The sequence below is a fragment of the Bradyrhizobium jicamae genome (genome assembly GCF_018130695.1).
Taxonomy (GTDB): Bacteria; Pseudomonadota; Alphaproteobacteria; order Rhizobiales; family Xanthobacteraceae; genus Bradyrhizobium; species Bradyrhizobium jicamae_B.
Map to the genome: position 1 here is coordinate 235,939 of NZ_JAFCJX010000001.1, position 18,086 is coordinate 254,024.

An 18,086-nucleotide genomic window follows, 5' to 3' on the forward strand; every position below is an offset into this window, starting at 1 on the left:
AGTTAAGACAATTCTGCCGCAGCCATCCGTCACCCTAGCTCAATGCCCATCATCACAGTCGCTCAAAGAAAAGGCGGGGTCGGCAAGACCACGATTGCGATTTGCATGACGGCTGAGTTGGCCCGCCGCGGCCACCGTGTCGCCCTGGTTGATGGGGATCCACAGCGGTCTGCCTGCCAATGGGCTGAGCTCGGCAACCTCGAATTCCCTGTCTATGAGATCGGATTAGGCAGCGAACCGGTCGCACGCTGGGCACGAGATGTGAAGAATGTTAAGGCCGACATCGTCGTCGTCGATACGGCGCCGAATGAGCGTGAAATGGGCGCCTCGATCGCGATCGCGAACGTGATGCTCGTCCCCTGCACCGCGTCGGGCCTCGATATCGAAGCCACCGTCCATACCATTGGAATCATTGACGCGGTTCGCAAACGGCGCGCCGAGCCGATCAGGGTTCTGCTGGTGCCAAACAGGGTCGACCGACGCAGCCTGGAGGGACGTCAGCTGGTGGATGAACTGAAGCAATTCGAGGAAAACATCGCGCCCGCGATCACCAATCGTTCGGCCTTCGTGCGCGCCTTCGCTGTCGGGCAATCGGTGGCGACATTCGCCCCAAACGCGCCTGCGGATCTCGAGATTCGGGCGTTGACGGACGTGGTAGAGAAGGCTCTCGGCGCTCGAAGAATCACAAAATAAGTGCGTGCCATGCAAAGCACGCAATAGGCCCATTCCAAGATCGAAAGCCAAACGCACAACGATGGCGCATCGGTCGGTCGACGGCCCGAATCGCTGTCCCAAGCGTCAGAACTTCTCCCTGAATTCGAAGCGAAAGTCCTTCTGCGCAGGCATCGTCCCGAGCACGGCTTCCTTGCGGCCGTAACCCGGCACTTCCAGCGGCACGCAATCGGTGGCCTTGTAGTAGCAGACCTGCAGCTTGATCGCCTTGGGGCAGTTGTTTTCCGTGCTGATCACGTGGTCGAACAGGTTGGGATTCGTGGTGAACGGGCGGGCAAATCCGCCGACGCTCAGGCACGGTTTGCCCGCGAAGTCGCGATGACGCAGGATCTCGACATCGCTGCTGCTGCGGATCAGGGGCGTCTGGACCGACCCGGGCCGCGTCCCTCCGACCTCAGGACGCCTGCCATAGCCGGTTAGCGGGTCTGTGGCGGTTTGACCAAACGCTGAGCCAGCGACGCCGGCGAGCACGACGATCTCCGCGGCAAGCACAGCCATTGCAGCCACCAACCGCGCCGCTCGCGTTACCAACCCTATCATTGTGATCACCATTTCGACGCGCAGCCGCGGCGCCCGATCGTCCTATGGCAAGTTCGGCGTTGCGAATAGTAAATAAACAGTTAAACTGACGAATGTTAATAACCTTGCGTTAATTGTTAAGGTATTGGGACCGGCGGAATGCTCCATGAGGTAAGGTCAGGCGCCGCCTTCGCATCCGCGCAACGGAAAGCCGGCGCCAACAGGCCGTTACGAGACGAGAATTTACGAGATCTGAATGCGAACGCCGGCGCCAATGTGCATCGGCTGTTGGGTTCGGGTACACCCGCCATCACCCAGGACATCAGGCCGTTGGAGTCGGACGCAGGCGCCGGTCGCCTGTTCGGTCTCCAGAAAGGTGCAGCCTCCGCAGCGAAGCTCCTGAGCCTCGAATTTGCGACAGTAGCGACCACGGCCTACACGACCAGCGAACTGTATCACCGGCTGGTGGTGCCTGATGCAACGGTGGCCACCCAGTATTGGGGCGCGGCGCTGCTGCTGGCGGCACTCTATTGCGGCGCGACCCTCTGGCTGGGCGATTTCGGGCATCTGCAGAATTTCCGGCGCCAGCGCCTGTTGTGGAATGCCGTGCGCGCGTCCGTACTGGCCTTCGCATTCCTCGTCTCCGGAATGTTCCTGCTCAAGATTTCCGACGAGTATTCCCGCGGTGCGTTCATCGCGCAGTTCGCCGCGATCTGTATTGCAAGCCTTGCGCTCCGTGGCGCTTTGATCGGCCGGCAACAGCGGGCGCTGGAAACCGGGCGGCTGGCGATGCGCCGCGCCTTCCTGGTCGGCGATCCCGTCGAAGCAACGGGGCTCTCACAGCGGCTCCGTGCGAGCGGCATAGTCACCGTGGCGCAATTTCCCTTCGACTTGCTCGAGAGTGGTCCGGACGGTGAAGACGGTCGCAGGCTGATCGACGCGTGCCGCGGCCTTTGCGCCGACGATATCTTCATCCTGCCCAAACCTGGCCAGCTCAGGCGCATCAAGACGCTGACGGATCAGCTCTCGCAGCTTCCCGTTGCGGTGCACGTCCTCGTGCCGGGTTTCGACGGACTGCTGTCGGCCGCCGAAATCCTCGAATTCGGCGACGTGACGAGTATGCAGATTCAGGGCCGGCCCCTGTCTGCGCTCGACGAGCTCTTGAAGCGCAGCTTCGACGTGATCTTCGCGAGCGCCCTGCTGGTGGTGGCGTCCCCGTTCATGCTGGGCGCAGCCGTCCTGGTCAAACTGACCAGTCGTGGACCGATCCTGTTTCGTCAGACACGCCACGGTTACAACAACCAGGCGATCACCGTGCTCAAGTTCCGGACGATGCGGGTCGAGGGCAACGAGGGCGGCTTCCGCCAGACCACCCGAAACGATCAGCGCGTCACCTGGATCGGAGGCTGGCTGCGCGCCTTGAGCATTGACGAGCTGCCGCAGCTCTTCAACGTGCTGCGCGGCGAGATGTCCCTGGTCGGCCCGAGACCGCATGCGCTCGCGCACAACAAGATGTTCGAGGAACGCATCCCGCCGCTCTCAAGGCGGCACAACGTGAAACCCGGCATCACCGGCTGGGCGCAGGTCCACCTGCTTCGCGGCGAGACCGACACGCTGGAGAAGATGCAGAAGCGGGTCGAGTTTGATCTGTTCTACATCGACAACTGGTCGTTCTACCTCGATATCAAGATCGTGGTCCTGACCGCGCTGTTGCTCCTCTCGCCGAAGAACTATCAGAACAGCTACTGACGTCAGCGCCATCGTTGACGTGCAAGCCGCGGGCGGCGCCCCGGGCTTGCTTTTGCGAATCGACCTACAGCATGATCCGGAAAAGTGTGAAGCGGTTTTCCCTCGCGACAAACGCCGAAGGCGTTTGCGCGGAGATCGTGCTCAAACAAAGAGCTAAAGCGCGATGACGATTCAGCCTAATCTCATCGCGCTTTAGCGGTCCGCGACAGTCAGAAAATTCTGGCTGTAGATCCCGTCCGCGGTCTCGCCGGTCTCGACCGCGATAAAGAAACGCAAGCCGAGGCGCATCAGCTTCCAGAGCGCAAGACGAATGGCGCTCTTCGTCCCGTGAACGACGGGCGCATCCTCGAAGCAGGCTACCCGCGCAAATCCACCGGCGCGCAGCACCGCGGCGAGCGATTGACGCGTAAACGCCTGTTCGTGGGTGAAGTCGCCGTAGCGGATGCGGCCGAAGAACGGAGATTCGGCGTTGGGCGCGTGGATGATCCATCGACCGCCCGCCTTCAGGACGCGGCTGACCTCGGCCATCAGGCGCAGCAGATCCTGCTTCGTCAAATGCTCGATGACGTCGTAGGTCACGACCACGTCGAGGCTCCCGGCTTCCTTCTCGGCAAGCTTTCCGAAGAGATCTCCCTGTTCCACCCCGGCGATACCGAGCCGGTGCGCGATCGCGACCTGTTCAGCCGAACCGTCGACGCCTTCGAGCCGGAGGTAGCCTGCCTGTCGCGCCGCGAGCAACAGCACGCCGTTGCCGCAACCAAGGTCGAGAACGGCCGCGTTGCGATCGTGCGGGAAGAACCGACGCACGAGGTCGCGCATGATGACGAGACGCGGCGCCAGATCGGCCTCGGTCACCGGCTCCGCGCCGAAGCCGCCTGACGAGACGTAGCGCGCATACATGAAGCTGTTGGCGTCCTGGTCAGGCGCCGTTGGCGGCGAGGCTTCCGTCATGAGAGCTCATTTGCGTGCGTTGGTGTGAAGGAGGCAGGACTGGCCGGCTCCACTTCGCTTAGGTGAGGAAACTGGGGACGCAGAACCGGACTGCGCGCGATCGCTTCCTTGAGCCGCGCGGCGTTGTCGTAACCCGAGCTTTGCGCGCGCGAGAGCCCGGCCGCGGCAATGCGCTGCCGCCCCGCCTGATCCGCCAACAATGCGGCTGCCTTTGCCGCGAGCTCGGCGATATCAGAGAAATAGACCGCCTCGACATCTTCGCGAAAGCTCTGCTCCAGTCGCGAGGCGCGTTCGGCCAGCAGGCAACCACCGCAAGCCGTGATCTCGAAGGCGCGATGTGACAGCTCTTCCCAATTGTCCTTGGTGATGAAGGAGAGGCTCACCTTCGAAGCCCAGATCGTGGTGCGATAGAGATCATCCCACGCACCGTCCTCGATCACCTGAAAGAGACCTTCATGGCCGCGCACTGCGCGTTTCCAGCCGTGGCCGAACAGGCTGATGCGGCCGGGCAGACGCCGGGCCAGCTCCAGCACGAGTTCGGTCCGATGCGGCCTGATGCCGCCACCATCTTTCAGCGCCGTTCCGATGAAGCTGAGATCATATTGCGGTTCCACCGGTTGCGGCGACGGGAAGTGCCGCGCCGGCGCGAAACCGAAATCGACAATCGAGACCCGGCGCGCACCGGCCAGTTCGTACGGCCGCACGACGCCATATTTGGGCGTCATCACCTCGTCGACCAGGGGAATGATGCCCCGGTGCAGTCGCCAGAGCCCTCGCTCGTGCTCGCCCCAGGGATTGTCGTTGTTGAAGAGCACGACGGCCTTCGCCCGATCCCTCACTGCGCGGAGCGTTGCGGGCTGAACCATCCAGCCCTTGTCGATCCAGAGCACATCGTAAGAACGCTCGGCGCAAGCTGACCGGATCGCCGCATTGGTGCGCGCGATCGCGGGGCCGATCTGTAGACGCGCGCGCAACTGCCAATCGATCCGCCCTGCCCACCCCCGAAGCCGCGCCGGCGGCAGGCGGGTGACCTCGGCGCCCAATTGCGCCAGCGCATCGGCACGATCGCGTGCGGTCGTGCCCGGATCATCGTCGCCGATATGGAGGATGGAGGGCCGTTTCACGTTCGGCCCTCCTGGCGACCAAGCAGGACGCGCGCATGGGCCAGCACTTGCGTGGCGGAGGCTCTGATATTGCCGATCTCACGCGCCAATCGATTGAATGACAGGCCCAGCCAGCGATTGAGCGCGACGATGACCAGGATCGAGATCGCGGCGTCCCCGATGATGCCGCCGATCAGCACGCCCGGCAGACCGAACGATTGCACGAGCCCCGCGGCGAGCGTGATGGCCGCCAGCGCGATCGCGAGCGTCGCCACCGCGATCGAGCGCATCGCGTTGACGCTGATCAGGACCTGAGCGGCGATCCGGCCGGGCAGACTGGCAGCAGACATCAGGAGATAAAGGGCCATCAATCCGTGGAGAAATTCGATCCGCTGATGCGTCCAGATATCGAAGATGATCGGCCCGAGCCCGAGCAATAGCAAGGTGACACAGAGCAGAGCCAGCAGCGAGAGCTGGGTCACGACGGCCAACAGGCGCAGCACCTGGCCGGAATCGCCGCGCCCCGCCGCATGGCTGATCTCCACCCCGACCGGCGCCATCAGGCTGAGGAACAGTTGATCGACCAGCCGCATCGCGGTTGCGTAGACGGCATAGATCGCAACCGCGGAGCCGCCGAGGAACGCGCCGAGCACCAGGCGAGGTCCCTGCAGCAACACGCCCTGGGTTGCAAAATTATAGCAGCTGAAGCCCAGCGCCGGCTTCATCTGATCGCGCAGCCAACGCCAATCCCAGGCCCGCAGGTCAAGTCGCGCCCATGGCGCTGCCTTGCGCGCCTGCCAGGTGACGACAGAGAGATCGAGAAATGCGACGGCCGCGCCCAGCGCCGCCAGTTGCACGGGACCTGCGCCGAGGACACCGACGGCAAGGATGGCGGATGCGAGCTCGATCAGCTTGGCCCCCGCCGCGATGTTGTAGGCGATGCCATAACTGCCGGTGCAATACAGGACAGCCGCCGTGAAGCCGCGCAAGGTTTCGAACGTGAGCTGCAAGGCGCCCAAGCCAAGGATCAGCAACAGGCTGGAATGCGGAATATCCGTCAGATTGAGCCAGCCACCGAACGGCAACAGTGCCGCGATGCCCACCAGCGCGGCCAGGATCGCGGGAAACGGTAACAGCGCGAGATTGTACGACATCTGAAAGCTGCGCTGCGCGCGCGCCAGATCCTGCGCACCGCCGGCCATGATCAGATCGTTGCTGGCGGTCGCCACCAGGCCAAGATTGGCGTAGGCGAGGTAGGAGACGAGCGCGGCCATCGTCATCCATTGGCCGTAGAGCTCGACCCCCCATTTGGCGATCAAGACCGGCACCAGCAGCACCGCATTGAGTGCCACCGCGACGCGCCAAAGCCCCTGCCCGACGAGCCCGACCGTCAGTCGACGCGTCAAGCCGGACATGGATCTGCGGCCCAACGGGACGGGACGCCTCGAACGTTCATTTGGGACCTCATAAGCCCGCTTTTTAGCCAAGATTCGAGCGAAGGTCGCGGGTCGGCGATCCTTTACGTTAATTTTTGTGGGCTTAACCGCTAGCTGTTTTGTGGCCTCCCCGTGCCTGCGATTTCGGCTAGAAATGACCCGCACGGCGCGTTGCCGTAAGCCCTCAAGATCACTCCATGAGCCGTTTGCCGCGTATTCTGCTGGTGGGCAATTACGAGCCCGATCGTCAGCATTCGATGTTGCGCTATGCCGACTGGCTGGCCGCAGCATTGCAGTCGCGCGGTTACGACGTCGACGTCGTGGCGCCGCCGGTACGACTGCGGCGGCGCGCAGCGGGCGCTACGGCTCGCAAATGGCTCGGTCTCGTCGACAAGTTCATCCTGTTCACGTCCGCTTTGCGAAAGATCGCGCCGCACTACGATCTGATCCACATCTGCGATCACACCAACGCGCCCTACGCGCTGGCGCTAGGCGGTCGCCGCGTCAGTCTGACCTGCCACGATCTGATCCCCATCAAGGTGCTGACCGGCGAGATCGCAGGGCAGTCGCTGCCCCTGACCGGACGACTTTTGCAGCGGCTCGTTCGCTTCGCGTTGAAGCGGATCAAGCACGTGATCCATGTCTCGGAAGCAACCCGCGGGGATTTCCACCGCCTGATCGGGCAGCCGGCCGGGTCCGAGGCCGTCATCGCCAATCCCGTGATCGGCTTTGGCACCATGACGAAGGATCAGGCGGCCGATGTGTTGAAACAGGCCGGCCTGCCCACGGATCGCGCCTTTCTGTTCCATATCGGCAGCAATCTCTGGTACAAGAATCGTAGTGGCGTCGTCCGCCTGTTCGGCCTGCTTCGCCGGAACCGCGAATGGGCCGAGGCGGTTCCAGATGCCTTGATGATCTGCGCGGGTCCACCCTTGCCTGAGACAGTGATTGCCGAAGCGCAGGACTGGCGAGAGAATCTTGTCATGATCAACGAGCCGTCGCCGGAGCTGATCGAGGCGCTCTACGTGCGCGCCCAGGCCATGCTGTTCCCGTCCCTCGATGAGGGGTTCGGCTGGCCGATCATCGAGGCCCAGGCGTGCGGCTGCCCGGTCATCACGTCCGATCGCGAGCCGATGCGCAGCGTGGCCGGCCCGGCGTCGCTGCTGATCGATCCCACGCAGCCCGAGACGGCGGCGCAGACCATCGCTGGGCGCTGGTCGTGGTTGATGGCGCAGTCGGACGCCGCGCGCGCCCATGCGCGGCTGTTTTCCGAGGACGCGATCGCAAAACAATATTCCGGCTATGTCGCGGGGCTCGGTGCGATGCGGGCCGAGGATCGCGCGGCATGAAGCTGCTGGAGATCATTCCAAGGCTTGGCGTGACGCTGCTGCTCAGCGGCCTCGTGCTGACCTTCTGGCCAACACTTCCCGTCTTCGTCGCGGTGGCGTGCCTCGGCTTTCTGATCGGGTTGGCCGTGCTCTACGCGGCCGTCGACAATCGCGATGCCGTGCGCATTTCCTGGATTCTCGCGGCGAGCCTGTTGTTCGCCTATGACGGCGGATCGGTTTCGACGTACCTGAATGCGAGTTCGGCCGAAGACTTCGCGATCATGGCCAAGGACCGTCCGATCGAGCTGATCTCGGCGGCGCTCGCCCTGGCGAATGTAATCTGCGGCCTGCTGCTCATCGCCGGCCGCTTCGAAAGCTCCGCGGTGCGCACGATCGGTGAAACGACGACCGAGGGGTGGTTTTCGCTCGCGCTGACCTTGGCGGGGCTGGCGCTGATTGCTGCGGCCTATCTGGTCGGCGACCTCGGATACATGGGCATTCAAACCGACGCAGCGGGCCGCATCTCGGTGTTGGGTGCGGCGGCCAATCTGATTGAAGGCCCTCTCGCAGGCATCGCCGGCTACATGGTCGCACGCGGCCGCCGGCCGGTGACCCGCCCGTTCTACGCCATCGTCGTCGTGCTGCTGGCGCTTGCGGTGGTTCCGGCCGGCCGCCGCGCCATCATCCTGATCCTGCTCGTTGCCACCCTCGGATTTGCGTTCGGCGGCGGCTTGCGGCGGCTGACGCTGTCGCAGAAGGTGATCGGCGTTCTCGCAGGCGGCGCGTTTGCCTATGTGATGAGCTCGTTCTTCTTTGCGTTACGCCTGGCGGGATGGGAGCTTGGGAATAACGCGCCATTGCTCGATCAGCTTGGACTTGGCGCGGAGTTCATGTTCTCGCCCTCGCTGCAGGAACGCTTCACGACGCTGTTCTACGACAACGTTCGCGAACGCACCTTTGTCCTCGGATACCTCGCGGACCTGATGGAAGCCGTCGGCAAATCCGCGCCGCTCTACGGCGAGGCGCTGCTCTATTATGTGCGCCTGGGGATTCCCTCGATCCTCGATCCGGGGAAGGATCAAATCCTCGCCTATCAAATGATGGAGAGCCTTGTCCATCCCAAGCTCGGCCTTCCCGTCATCGACCAGGCCAACACAATTCTGACCGACGGGATGACCGACTTCGGCATTGCCGGCGCGGTGCTTTACGCCGCAGCGATCGTGCTGGTGTTGCGCGGCTCGATCTGGGCCATTCAGAAGGTGAGCGCGCCGATCACGGTAATGTTCGGCATCTTCGCCATCATCCACATGACGCTGAAGCCCGAACTGACGCTCGATGAATATCTGGTGCCGCTGCGCAACCTCGCGGTCCTGCTTCCGGTTCTCTGGATCATCGAGACCATGACCGGCTCCTTCACATCGCCGGCCCGTCACGACCTTCCGTTCAAGGCGCCGAAGGCGCGATGAAATCCGAGCGCACTGTGATTGCGCTTTGAGAGCATGATCCGGAAAAGTGTGAAGCGGTTTCCCTCGCAACAAACGCGGAACGCGTTTGCGCGGAGATCATGCTCAAACAAAGAGCTACAGCACAGCCGGATCGCGCGCCTTGGTGACTTCGCTGGGAAACGCCTCACCGATCCCGCGCACCGTGCCGGCCCGCGTCGCGGAGCTGCCCGCCAACGATTTGGCGCCACGTCGCGGACGCAGCAGCCGGCGTACGCCGTTGCTGAGGTAGTACTTGATCGCGTCCACCAGATGGTTTCGCTGCGCTGGGCTGGTCAGCAATGCCGCGAAGCCGCCGGCGCTCGCGCGCTTGCCATCCGCCCGCACACGCGCCGCGGAGGTGAGACAAACCCGCAGGCCCGCAGCCCACGTGGCGCGTCCCAGCTCGACATCGGACATGAACAGGAAGTAGCGCTCGTCCAGCCCCTCGATCTGATCCCACAGCGTTCGTCGAATGAGGACGCAAGACGATTGGACCCAGTCGATATCGACGGATCCCTGCGCGCTTCGAACGAGCGTTTCGGCGATGTGAGGCTCCTTCGCCGGCCCCTGCCGGAGGCGCCGGTCGACCTGTTCGAGCAAGGTCGGGAAGCTGCGCGCGGTTTCCACCGGCGTTCCGTCGTCACTGAACTGCAAGGGCGCCAGCACGCCGATCGAGGGATCGGCGTCGGCAATGGCAATCAGCTTCTCGAGCGTGTCCGCCTGGTCCCAGATGATGTCGGGATTGCACAGCACGACGTATCGCGTGCGGGGAAGCGAACGAACGCCGAGATTGCAGCCCTTGGTGTAGCCAAGGTTGGACGCGGGCTCGACCAGCAGAACCTTGCCGGCCGCCTCGGCGAGGAGCCGCCGCTCACCAGCGTCGACCGAGTTCTCGACCACCACGGTCGCAGCCGCCGCAGCCGCGCTCTGACGCGCAAGGCTGCGCAGGCCGTCCAGAAGACGGGGCGCCTTGAAATAATTGACGATCACAATCGCCGCGATCGGCACTTGGGTTTGCAGAGAGGGCCCCATTTTCATTCCCTACACACGCCTCGCCGCGTCCTTCATTCCAATCACCCGGGCAAATGCGACCGCAAGCCGATCACCCGACAGGCGTGGATTTGGGCACATTCGCCAACGCCCCGCCGCCGCCAGATAGCCGCTTCGTGCTGCCGCCACAGTCCCCAACGCGTTCTCAATCTCGTCTAACGTTCCTTCACCAAGACTTATCATAGAGCTCACGTCTGTAACAAATTCAAGTATACCCAAGTTTTTGGTAACCATAACAGGCTTCCCATGCCAAAGCGCCTCGAGCGGCGTCAAGCCAAAGGATTCGAACCTGGTGGGACAGGCAAAAACGTCGATTTGCTCGTAGAAATCGTCCCGTTTCTGGCCGCGTAGCGGCCCGAGGAAGACGATCTTCTCGGGCCTGGGGGATATGGCAGCCATGCGCAAAACCCGCGCATGATACCGCTCAGACCCCGGCCGAGGCTCGCCGGCAATGTGAAGTTCGGCCTCGAGGTTACCTTTGGCCTGCCAGGCCGTGAACGCGGCCACGAGGTCTGCGAGCCCCTTGCGGGGAGCGATCTCGGCCATGAAGCCGAACCGGATCGGGCCGGACCGCGGTGCCGCGGCGGGACCAAGTTGGGGCCCCAGAAACGGCTCCGGGATCACGATCGCCTTCCGATCGAACAGCGGCGCCAGCAGCGAGGCGCGTCGCTCCAGGTCCGAGGAAAACACGATCTGGTCGCTCATCGCCAGCAGCGACAGTTCCGCGGTCACGAGATAGGGAAATTTCTTCAGGTCCCGCCACCGCTTGAACTCCGCACGGGCAAGATTGCCCTTGGGCGTATAGACCAGCCGCACGCCCTTCCGGCGGGCTTGCGCGCCGATCAGCCAGGCGGTGCGATTCCAGGCGCCCGCGATCAGAACGCAGTCATAGGCCGCGACATCAAGGGCGCCGATCTCCGGCCGGCCGGGCGCCGGCGCAGCGGGCAACGCCTGCAATGCGCCCGCATCGGGCACAAAGCCGTCCCTGCTGAAGACGTCGAGGCGGATGCCAAGCTTGTCCAGCTCGCGCGCGAGCAACAGGATGCTCTCGGGCACGCCGCCGAAGCCCAGCGAGAAGCGGTGCGCGACGACGAGCAGCGAGGTGCCCTTCGCGCCCGGAATCATCGCTTCCACGGCCGCTGATCCTCGCGCGGGATGCCGGGCACGGCGACATACGGCAAACGAATCGCGAGCTCCTGCGAGAACCGCCGCCGGTTAGGCTCGGACACCGATGCAAGCCGCGCCAGGATCCGATCCCGGTTCGCCGGGTTGGTGTTGGCAAAGATCGCCGCCGCCTCCTGATGGAGGTCGTTCTCGACCAGTGCTGCGAATTCATCGAGCACGTCGTCCGCGAGCTCGGCGTCCAGCGCCGGCAGCATCGCCAGCGTCACGGGATTGCGCTTGAGCGAGATCCAGCCCTCGTGCGGACCGAGGCGATACGACATGCGCAGATATTCGAGATGATCGGACTTGTACCCCACCGCGGCGTTCTCGATCGAGAACAGCACCAGCCAGAGGTACGGGTCGGACGGAATGAAATGCAGCGCCTCGCGCAAGCTTTGCCGGAGCGACGTCAGCCTTGCATCGGCAAGGTCGGTTCGGGTGGACGCAGCCGCCTCTTCATAGAGCACCAGCCGCATGATCGCTTCTGCGCGCTTGGTCGCGGCACGACCCGGATCAAACGAGCCCGTCGCCTCGATCTCCGCCAGCCGGCCCTCGATCACGTCAGCCTTGGCCGGCACACCCGAAATCAGGCGGCCGGCGAGACGCTCGGCGGGAGCTGTGCGCGAGAGGATCGGAAAGGTGAGGATCGTCCATCCCAGCAGGACGCAACCCGCGCCCACAGTCGCCAGTCGGAGAAGACCTGACCGTTTCATCTACTCCGAATATCCGTAGCGGCGATAATATTCGTTCTTGTAGTAGCCGTGATAGCCGTAGCGGGACATCTGCTTGAGGTCGGCCTTGTTGAGCACGACGCCGAGGATATGTTCGCGCAGATTGCTGGCGACATTGAGCGCGTGCTGAACGACGTCGATCTTGGTCCGCCCCCATTCGACCACGAACACGTAGGAATCGATCAGCTGCGTCGTGGTCCGGACGTCCACCACGGGCGCCAGCGGCGACAGGTCGACCACCACGTAATCGTAGCGCTTGCGCAGATCGTCGACCAATGACTTCATCGCCGCCGAGCCGAGGATCTCGCTGGTATGCGCGGTTCGCGCGCCGATCACGGCGGGCAGGAATTCGAGACCGCTGGCGGGATCCTTCCACACCAGCTGCGAAAGATCGCGGCCGGACAGCACCTCCATCAGGCCGTCTTCCGCGTTGGGCGCAAGTCCCCGCGTCAATGACGGATTGCGCAGGTCGCCGTCGATCAGGATGGTGCGCGCGCCGCTCAGGGCGAGCAATTCGGCGAAGCCGGTCGCAACCGTCGACTTGCCCTCGTTGGGCAGCGACGAGGTGAAGCCGATGATCTTGCCGGAACTGGAGCGGATCGCGAGATCGGCGGCGATCCGGATCGAGCGGACGGATTCGGTGAAGCGCGAGAACGGCTCGTTGACGACGTGCCAGTACAGGCTGCCGTCCCGCTCGATGGTCCGCGGTCCGCGCGGCGCGGCTGCGATCTGCAAGGCGTTTCGCTGCGGCTCGATCCGCGGCAGGATCGCCACGCAATCCGCATTCAGGATCGACTCGATCTCGTCGGTGGTCCTGAACACATGGTCGGACAGGTCGCGGAGCCGCGCGACGGCAAGGCCGAGCAGCATGCCGGCGGCCCCCGCGATCGCCAACACGAAGCTCAGCTTCGGCGCGCTCGGCTTCAGCGGGCGGGAAGCCTGGGTGATGATGCGGGCCTCGGTGATCGGGAACGATTGCTGCTGCACCGATTCCATGTAGCGCTGCAGGAAGTTGTCATACAGCGCACGATAGCTCTGCGAGGAGCTCTCCAGGTCGCGCAGCGAGACCTGGGCCTGGTTGGTCGCTTGCGATGCCGAGACGGTCTGCGACAACTGCTTCTCGACGCTCGCCTGGCGCTGCTTGGCGATCTCCAGATCACTCTTGTAGGTCTCGGCGAGGCGACGGAGCTCGTCCATGATCGCGACGCGGATGCCCTGCATCTGATTGCGCAGATTGACCGCGGCCAGATGGTTGCGCCCGTAACGCGCAGACCAATCGGCCTCGCGGGTCGCAAGCTCCAGATATTGCGAGCGCAGCTTGGTGACGACCTGGTTGTTCAGGGTATCCGTCACCGTCGCATCGACGGTGGTATCAGGCGTGTCGGACAGCAGCACCGCCTGGATTCGATCAAGCCGCGCCTTGGCGTCGGAGACCTTCGAGTTTGCCGCGACGAGCTCGCTGTTCAGCTCGGCGAGCTGCTGCTCGTTCATGAGCCGGCCGCCGGACTCGACGATGTTGTTGGCGGCCTTGAAGGCGACCACGGCGCGCTCGGCGCTCGAGGCCTGATCGCGCAGCTCCTTGATGCGATCCTGCAGCCAGGCGCTGGCGCGCTTGGTCGCGGTGTATTTTGCGTCCAGCTGGTCGACGACATAGGCGTCAGCGACCGCGTTGGCGATCTGCGCGGCGCGGTCGGGCGAGAGCGAGCGGAAGCTGATATCGATGATGTAGGTCAGGCCGACGCGCCGCACCGTCAGGCGGTTGGCAAAGGATTCGGCCGTGCGCCTCAGCGTGTCGAACTCGCTACGGCGGGTGTCGCTGCCGAACAGCCAGCCGCCCCACTCCACCAGCGACGTCAGGATGCCCTTGGCCCCGGCGAACTCGGGATCCTCGGTCAGGTGAAGATCCCTGATCACCGCGAGCGCGATGGTTTCCGATTTCAGGATCTGAACCTGGCTTTCGACGGCCGCGCTGTCGATCGGGATATCGCCGAGCACGGACTGCTGCTGGAACAGCTGGTTCTTGCGCGTGTCGATGATCAGGCTGGCGGTCGCCGTGTAGCTCGACGGCGTCGCGATCATGTAAACGAGGCCGAGGCAGAGACATCCGGCGATGATCGCAAGGATCAGCCGGTATTGCCGCTGCAGGAAGCCGACCAGATACGTCAGCAAGGCTGCCGACGACGCAGCCGGATCGGTGGTCGCGGGGACGGTGGCGACCACGGCACGATCGAGATTGGGAAGTACGTTCATCAGGAGAGTGCCGTGAGTGTCCTAGCGCTTTCGCTCAAAAATGCCGCCGCCCCTTGGATTACGTGAGACCCGTTAAAATTACTGACTGACGGTCGATGTGATCGTGTTGTTGGCACCCGACGTGCTCGGCGAATAGGTGAAGCCCGAGGTCGGATCGCTGCCGCCGCCGATCCCCTGTGCACCGCCGGTGCTCGTCGCCGCACCAGCCAGGCCGTTGGTCTGGCCGCCGACTCCGCCACCGCCGCCTGCACCCGCGCCGCCGCCGCCGGCCGCCGCGGTGCCCTGGTCGGGGCTCACCCCGGAATAGGCCAGGAAGACGTCCTGATCCTTGGTCTCGGCGATGGCCTGAACAATCTGGGTGGCGAAAGCCTGATTGGTCCTGACGACGACCTTGGCGGCCTGCCCCAGACCGGAGCCAATCGCCGTCTTCTGATCCTTGTTGGCGTTCGGCAGTAGCCCGAGGATGACTTCCAGCGTCTTCGGATCCGCGATCGCGAGCTCGCGGACCAGCGAGGTCATCGCGGGGCCGCCGCTCGGGTACTGCTCAAGGGTCTGCTTTGGATTCTGCAGGAACTGCTGCACGATGTTCTGCTGGGCCTGCTGAGCCGAGGCGCCAGTGACCAGAACCGGGGCTGAAATCACCGTGAGAGTCAGAGCAAACAGCGTACGACGCAAGAATGAGAACCCGGACGCGGGCATAATGGCCTCCTACAAAATGTTAACATATCCATACCATGTCGATCGACGCAGCGCCAAGGCAAATGCCTCGGCCGTCTCCCGGAATTGGGCCTTATCAAGCAGTTAACCTTGACGCCGGAGGGCTCGAAGCGGCCTCCCCCCGCCTGGCATCCGGCTCGCGCTGGCCCAGCCCGACCCCCACCAAAACCATGGCCGTGATCGCAAAACCGGGAATCTGGAACGAGAAATCGATCATCGAATGGAACAGCGCCATTGCGCCGCAGATCAGGCCTGCGGTCGGATAGATGGTCCCGCGGCGACGTCGTAACATTCCCTGTAACATCAGGGCCAGGGCAATGACCCACGCCAGTGTGATGACGATCGCCAGCGGCAGGCCTGCCTCGGCCGCCAGTTCGAGCAGCGTGTTGTGAGCCTTGTCCCAGATCCCCCAGATCGCGACGTCGCCGCTGCGATAGCGGGGAAAGATGAAGACGAACGTGCCAATCCCGGTCCCAACAACCGGGTGATCGGCAATCATTCTCACCGTCGATTGATAGGCTTCCCACCGGCCGCCACCCGTCAGCCCGTGCTCGCTCAACCGCTCGGTCACCTGGCCACCGAGCAGCAGCAGCAGCAATCCTGCGCCGACCACGATCGAACCCAACGTCCAGCGCCTGGCACGCCTTGAATTGAGCTCGCGTCGCAGCAGCACGAGCACGGCTGCGATGATTCCGGCAAAGGAGATCGCGACGCCGGCGCGCGAGCCCGTCAGCATCATGGCAAGGACGCAGATCAGGAAACCGGCGCAGCGCGCCCCGAGTTTCCAGTCCCATCGCAATTTGCCGAACTGCCAGGCGCCGTTGCGCACCACATCGCGTCGACGCGCTTCGCGCGCAAGGACCAGAGCCCAGAGAACCGCGCAGGTCCCGAAGTAAAGCGCCGCCGTGTTGCGGTTCATGAAGGTCGCCGTCAGCACGTTGCGATAAAGCACCTTCTCGCGGAACAGCACGAACTCCGGATACAGCACGAAGGCGCAGATGCCGTAGACCGCATAAGCTGTGCCCGACCACGCGACGACCTTGAGCAACAGCTCCGCATTGCGCTTGTTGCGCGCGACAAAGAATGCGCAGGTCACCGCAGCAAGGCACGCCAGCACATTTCCGAGCGCAAACAGCGGCTGATTCCGTGCGACCGAGATGCGAGGCCCGTTTGCGGTCCCATCCTTGAGCAGATCCGCCATCTGCTTCCAGACGACGTCGGGCTGAATCCCCGGCCAGAAATCGGGGCTGAGCTGTTGCCACAGGACGAGGGCATAGCCCGCGCCAATCGCCACGAGGCTGCCTGCGAGCAACCAGTCTCCCGTGCCGCGAAGCGCCGGCTTGCAGCACAGCAAGGCGACCGCAAGCATGGCAACGAAAACGCTCAGAGGAGCCGGATCGGTCAGCCCGTAGATCAGCGGAGCGGCGGCGACGATCGCTGCAAGAAGCCATGTCGCAACGCGATTCTCGCTCACCCGTGCTGGGTCCGGCAATCCTTGCGAGGATTCGCTCACATCGATCGGCCTGAAATGGGCCCCGCGCCGGTCACACGCGCACCGAATTACGGTGTCGTCGCCGACGCTCCAGTCGCCCCCGACGACAGCCCCTTGATGTTCGAGGCTGCGACCACCGGATCGTTGACCGTCGCCGTGACCAGGCGGATGAACTGCATGATCTTGGCAGCTTCCACCGCAGCCGCGTTGGACACGTAGATCACGTCCTTGGCGCGCATCTGGAACTTGGTCGCGAGGAAATAGCCGCTCGGATCGCGGAAGTTGACGTTGTAGACGACAGGAACGACCGGCCCGGGGAAGCGCGCGGTGTCGATGCCGAGGCGCTCGGCCACTTCACGCGTCTCGCCGCGATAGAGGAAGACCGACGCCGGGTCTGCCATGAGGTCGTTGAGACCACCCGCCTTGGCGACACCTTCCGCCAGCGAAATGCGCCAGGCCTCGAAATTGAACTGGCCCTGGGCTCCCGACGCGCCGAATGCGATGAAGTTCTGCGGCTCGCGATAGACGTAGATCGTGTCGTTCGGCTGCACGAAGATGTTGTCTTGCGGCTCGTACACCAGCTGGCCAAACGGAATCGTCGTGCGGCGGCCACCGCGTTCGAGCATCACCCAGGTATCGAAGCCCTGGCCCTTGGGTCCGCCGGCCCGCGTGATCGCGTCGAGGATATGCTCGCCCGCGGCATTCGCCGGGAAGCGCGACGGCGTGTTCACCTCACCCAGCACGGAGATCAGCGAGGTGCGCTGGTCGATCAGGGCGACCACCGCTTGCGGCTCGATCGCCCTGTTCTTCAGCGCGTTGACGATCTCAACCTGGACCTCGGCCGGCGTGCGCCCCTTGGCACGAATCTGGCCGGCATAGGGAACGGTGATGAAGCCGTTGCTGTCGACGTTCTGGTTGGGAATCGTGACGAAATTGCCGGGCCGGACGCCGGCCTCCAGCGGAATGAACAGGCCGCCGGCTGCGGCTTCGAAGATCGTGACACTGACGACGTCGCCAATGCCAAAGCGGATTTCGGTCGGCGGGCGCTTGAACGGTTGTGTGTTCTGATTGGACAGACGCGGCGCGTAGGAGGCGAGGACCGCCTCGATCTCAGGCGTGATCCTGACCAGGGCATAGGGCAGGCTGTTCTCGCTGCCTTGTCCCGAATACCGCACATCAGTGCTGTTGGGGCCGTTTGTGGGCATGATCGAGCAGCCCGCAGACAGGTATGTCGCAACCGCGATCAGAAATATGCGCGCCAGCGTGTGAAAATTCATTGAAAGCCCCACTGGCCTCAAGCGGTATCACGACAAGTCAGGGGTGGGTAGCTATTATGAGGTATTCAAATAGGGGCGACATTGGTTAAGTCACGAGTGCTGC

General features: G+C 63.7%; 15 protein-coding genes. 4 read left to right on the forward strand and 11 right to left on the reverse strand.

The annotated features are described in order from the left end of the window. Positions 1–42 precede the first annotated feature (42 nt). A complete protein-coding gene (locus tag JQ604_RS00995) occupies positions 43–693 on the forward strand; it encodes a ParA family protein (protein WP_212352119.1) in 651 nt (216 codons plus the stop codon). Positions 694–798: 105 nt separating this feature from the next. On the opposite strand, the gene JQ604_RS01000 is transcribed toward JQ604_RS00995, so the two are convergent. Beyond that, positions 799–1,230 carry a hypothetical protein gene (locus tag JQ604_RS01000; RefSeq protein WP_249157900.1) on the reverse strand — a complete coding sequence of 144 codons (432 nt, stop codon included), beginning with the start codon at positions 1,228–1,230 and terminating at the stop codon, positions 799–801. Positions 1,231–1,581: 351 nt separating this feature from the next. Here JQ604_RS01000 and JQ604_RS01005 point away from each other — a divergent pair, with 351 nt between their 5' ends. Further along, complete coding sequence (locus tag JQ604_RS01005; RefSeq protein ID WP_249157901.1) at positions 1,582–3,000, forward strand: exopolysaccharide biosynthesis polyprenyl glycosylphosphotransferase; 1,419 nt, start codon at positions 1,582–1,584, stop codon at positions 2,998–3,000. Positions 3,001–3,192: 192 nt separating this feature from the next. Here the strand turns inward: JQ604_RS01005 and JQ604_RS01010 are convergent, their stop codons facing one another. From JQ604_RS01010 to JQ604_RS01020, 3 genes are read right to left on the reverse strand one after another with little or no spacing between them, the layout of a single operon-like run. Beyond that, positions 3,193–3,900 (reverse strand): class I SAM-dependent methyltransferase, encoded by a 708-nt coding sequence (locus tag JQ604_RS01010; RefSeq protein WP_249157902.1) that lies wholly within the window; start codon positions 3,898–3,900, stop codon positions 3,193–3,195. 47 nt (positions 3,901–3,947) lie between these two features. Continuing rightward, complete coding sequence (locus JQ604_RS41975; RefSeq protein WP_212352128.1) at positions 3,948–5,075, reverse strand: glycosyltransferase family protein; 1,128 nt, start codon at positions 5,073–5,075, stop codon at positions 3,948–3,950. Further along, on the reverse strand, positions 5,072–6,469 hold the full coding sequence (locus tag JQ604_RS01020; RefSeq protein WP_212352137.1) for a hypothetical protein: 1,398 nt from the start codon (positions 6,467–6,469) through the stop codon (positions 5,072–5,074). Before JQ604_RS01020 ends, JQ604_RS41975 begins: the two co-directional genes overlap by 4 nt. A gap of 218 nt (positions 6,470–6,687) precedes the next feature. Between JQ604_RS01020 and JQ604_RS01025 the strand changes: the two genes are divergently transcribed. Beyond that, on the forward strand, positions 6,688–7,839 hold the full coding sequence (locus tag JQ604_RS01025) for a glycosyltransferase (RefSeq protein ID WP_212352139.1): 1,152 nt from the start codon (positions 6,688–6,690) through the stop codon (positions 7,837–7,839). Further along, complete coding sequence (locus JQ604_RS01030; RefSeq protein WP_212352141.1) at positions 7,836–9,284, forward strand: hypothetical protein; 1,449 nt, start codon at positions 7,836–7,838, stop codon at positions 9,282–9,284. Before JQ604_RS01025 ends, JQ604_RS01030 begins: the two co-directional genes overlap by 4 nt. Positions 9,285–9,398: 114 nt before the next feature. Here JQ604_RS01030 and JQ604_RS01035 read toward each other — a convergent pair whose 3' ends face one another. The 7 genes from JQ604_RS01035 to JQ604_RS01065 all read right to left on the reverse strand — a co-directional run bounded on the left by JQ604_RS01035 (position 9,399) and on the right by JQ604_RS01065 (position 17,983). After that, complete coding sequence (locus JQ604_RS01035) at positions 9,399–10,334, reverse strand: glycosyltransferase (RefSeq protein WP_212352143.1); 936 nt, start codon at positions 10,332–10,334, stop codon at positions 9,399–9,401. 9 nt (positions 10,335–10,343) lie between these two features. Continuing rightward, positions 10,344–11,477, reverse strand: a complete 1,134-nt coding sequence (locus tag JQ604_RS01040; protein ID WP_249157937.1) for a glycosyltransferase family 4 protein — start codon at positions 11,475–11,477, stop codon at positions 10,344–10,346. Further along, positions 11,474–12,229, reverse strand: a complete 756-nt coding sequence (locus JQ604_RS01045) for a hypothetical protein (protein ID WP_212352147.1) — start codon at positions 12,227–12,229, stop codon at positions 11,474–11,476. The genes JQ604_RS01040 and JQ604_RS01045 overlap by 4 nt, the downstream gene beginning before the upstream one ends. Next, on the reverse strand, positions 12,230–14,497 hold the full coding sequence (locus JQ604_RS01050; protein ID WP_212352149.1) for a polysaccharide biosynthesis tyrosine autokinase: 2,268 nt from the start codon (positions 14,495–14,497) through the stop codon (positions 12,230–12,232). Positions 14,498–14,575: 78 nt separating this feature from the next. Continuing rightward, on the reverse strand, positions 14,576–15,139 hold the full coding sequence (locus JQ604_RS01055; RefSeq protein ID WP_212352151.1) for a hypothetical protein: 564 nt from the start codon (positions 15,137–15,139) through the stop codon (positions 14,576–14,578). A 151-nt stretch (positions 15,140–15,290) separates the two neighbouring features. Next, positions 15,291–16,688 carry an O-antigen ligase family protein gene (locus JQ604_RS01060; RefSeq protein ID WP_349631030.1) on the reverse strand — a complete coding sequence of 466 codons (1,398 nt, stop codon included), beginning with the start codon at positions 16,686–16,688 and terminating at the stop codon, positions 15,291–15,293. Positions 16,689–16,774: 86 nt separating this feature from the next. After that, complete coding sequence (locus JQ604_RS01065) at positions 16,775–17,983, reverse strand: polysaccharide biosynthesis/export family protein (RefSeq protein WP_212352153.1); 1,209 nt, start codon at positions 17,981–17,983, stop codon at positions 16,775–16,777. Between the last annotated feature and the right edge of the window lie 103 nt (positions 17,984–18,086).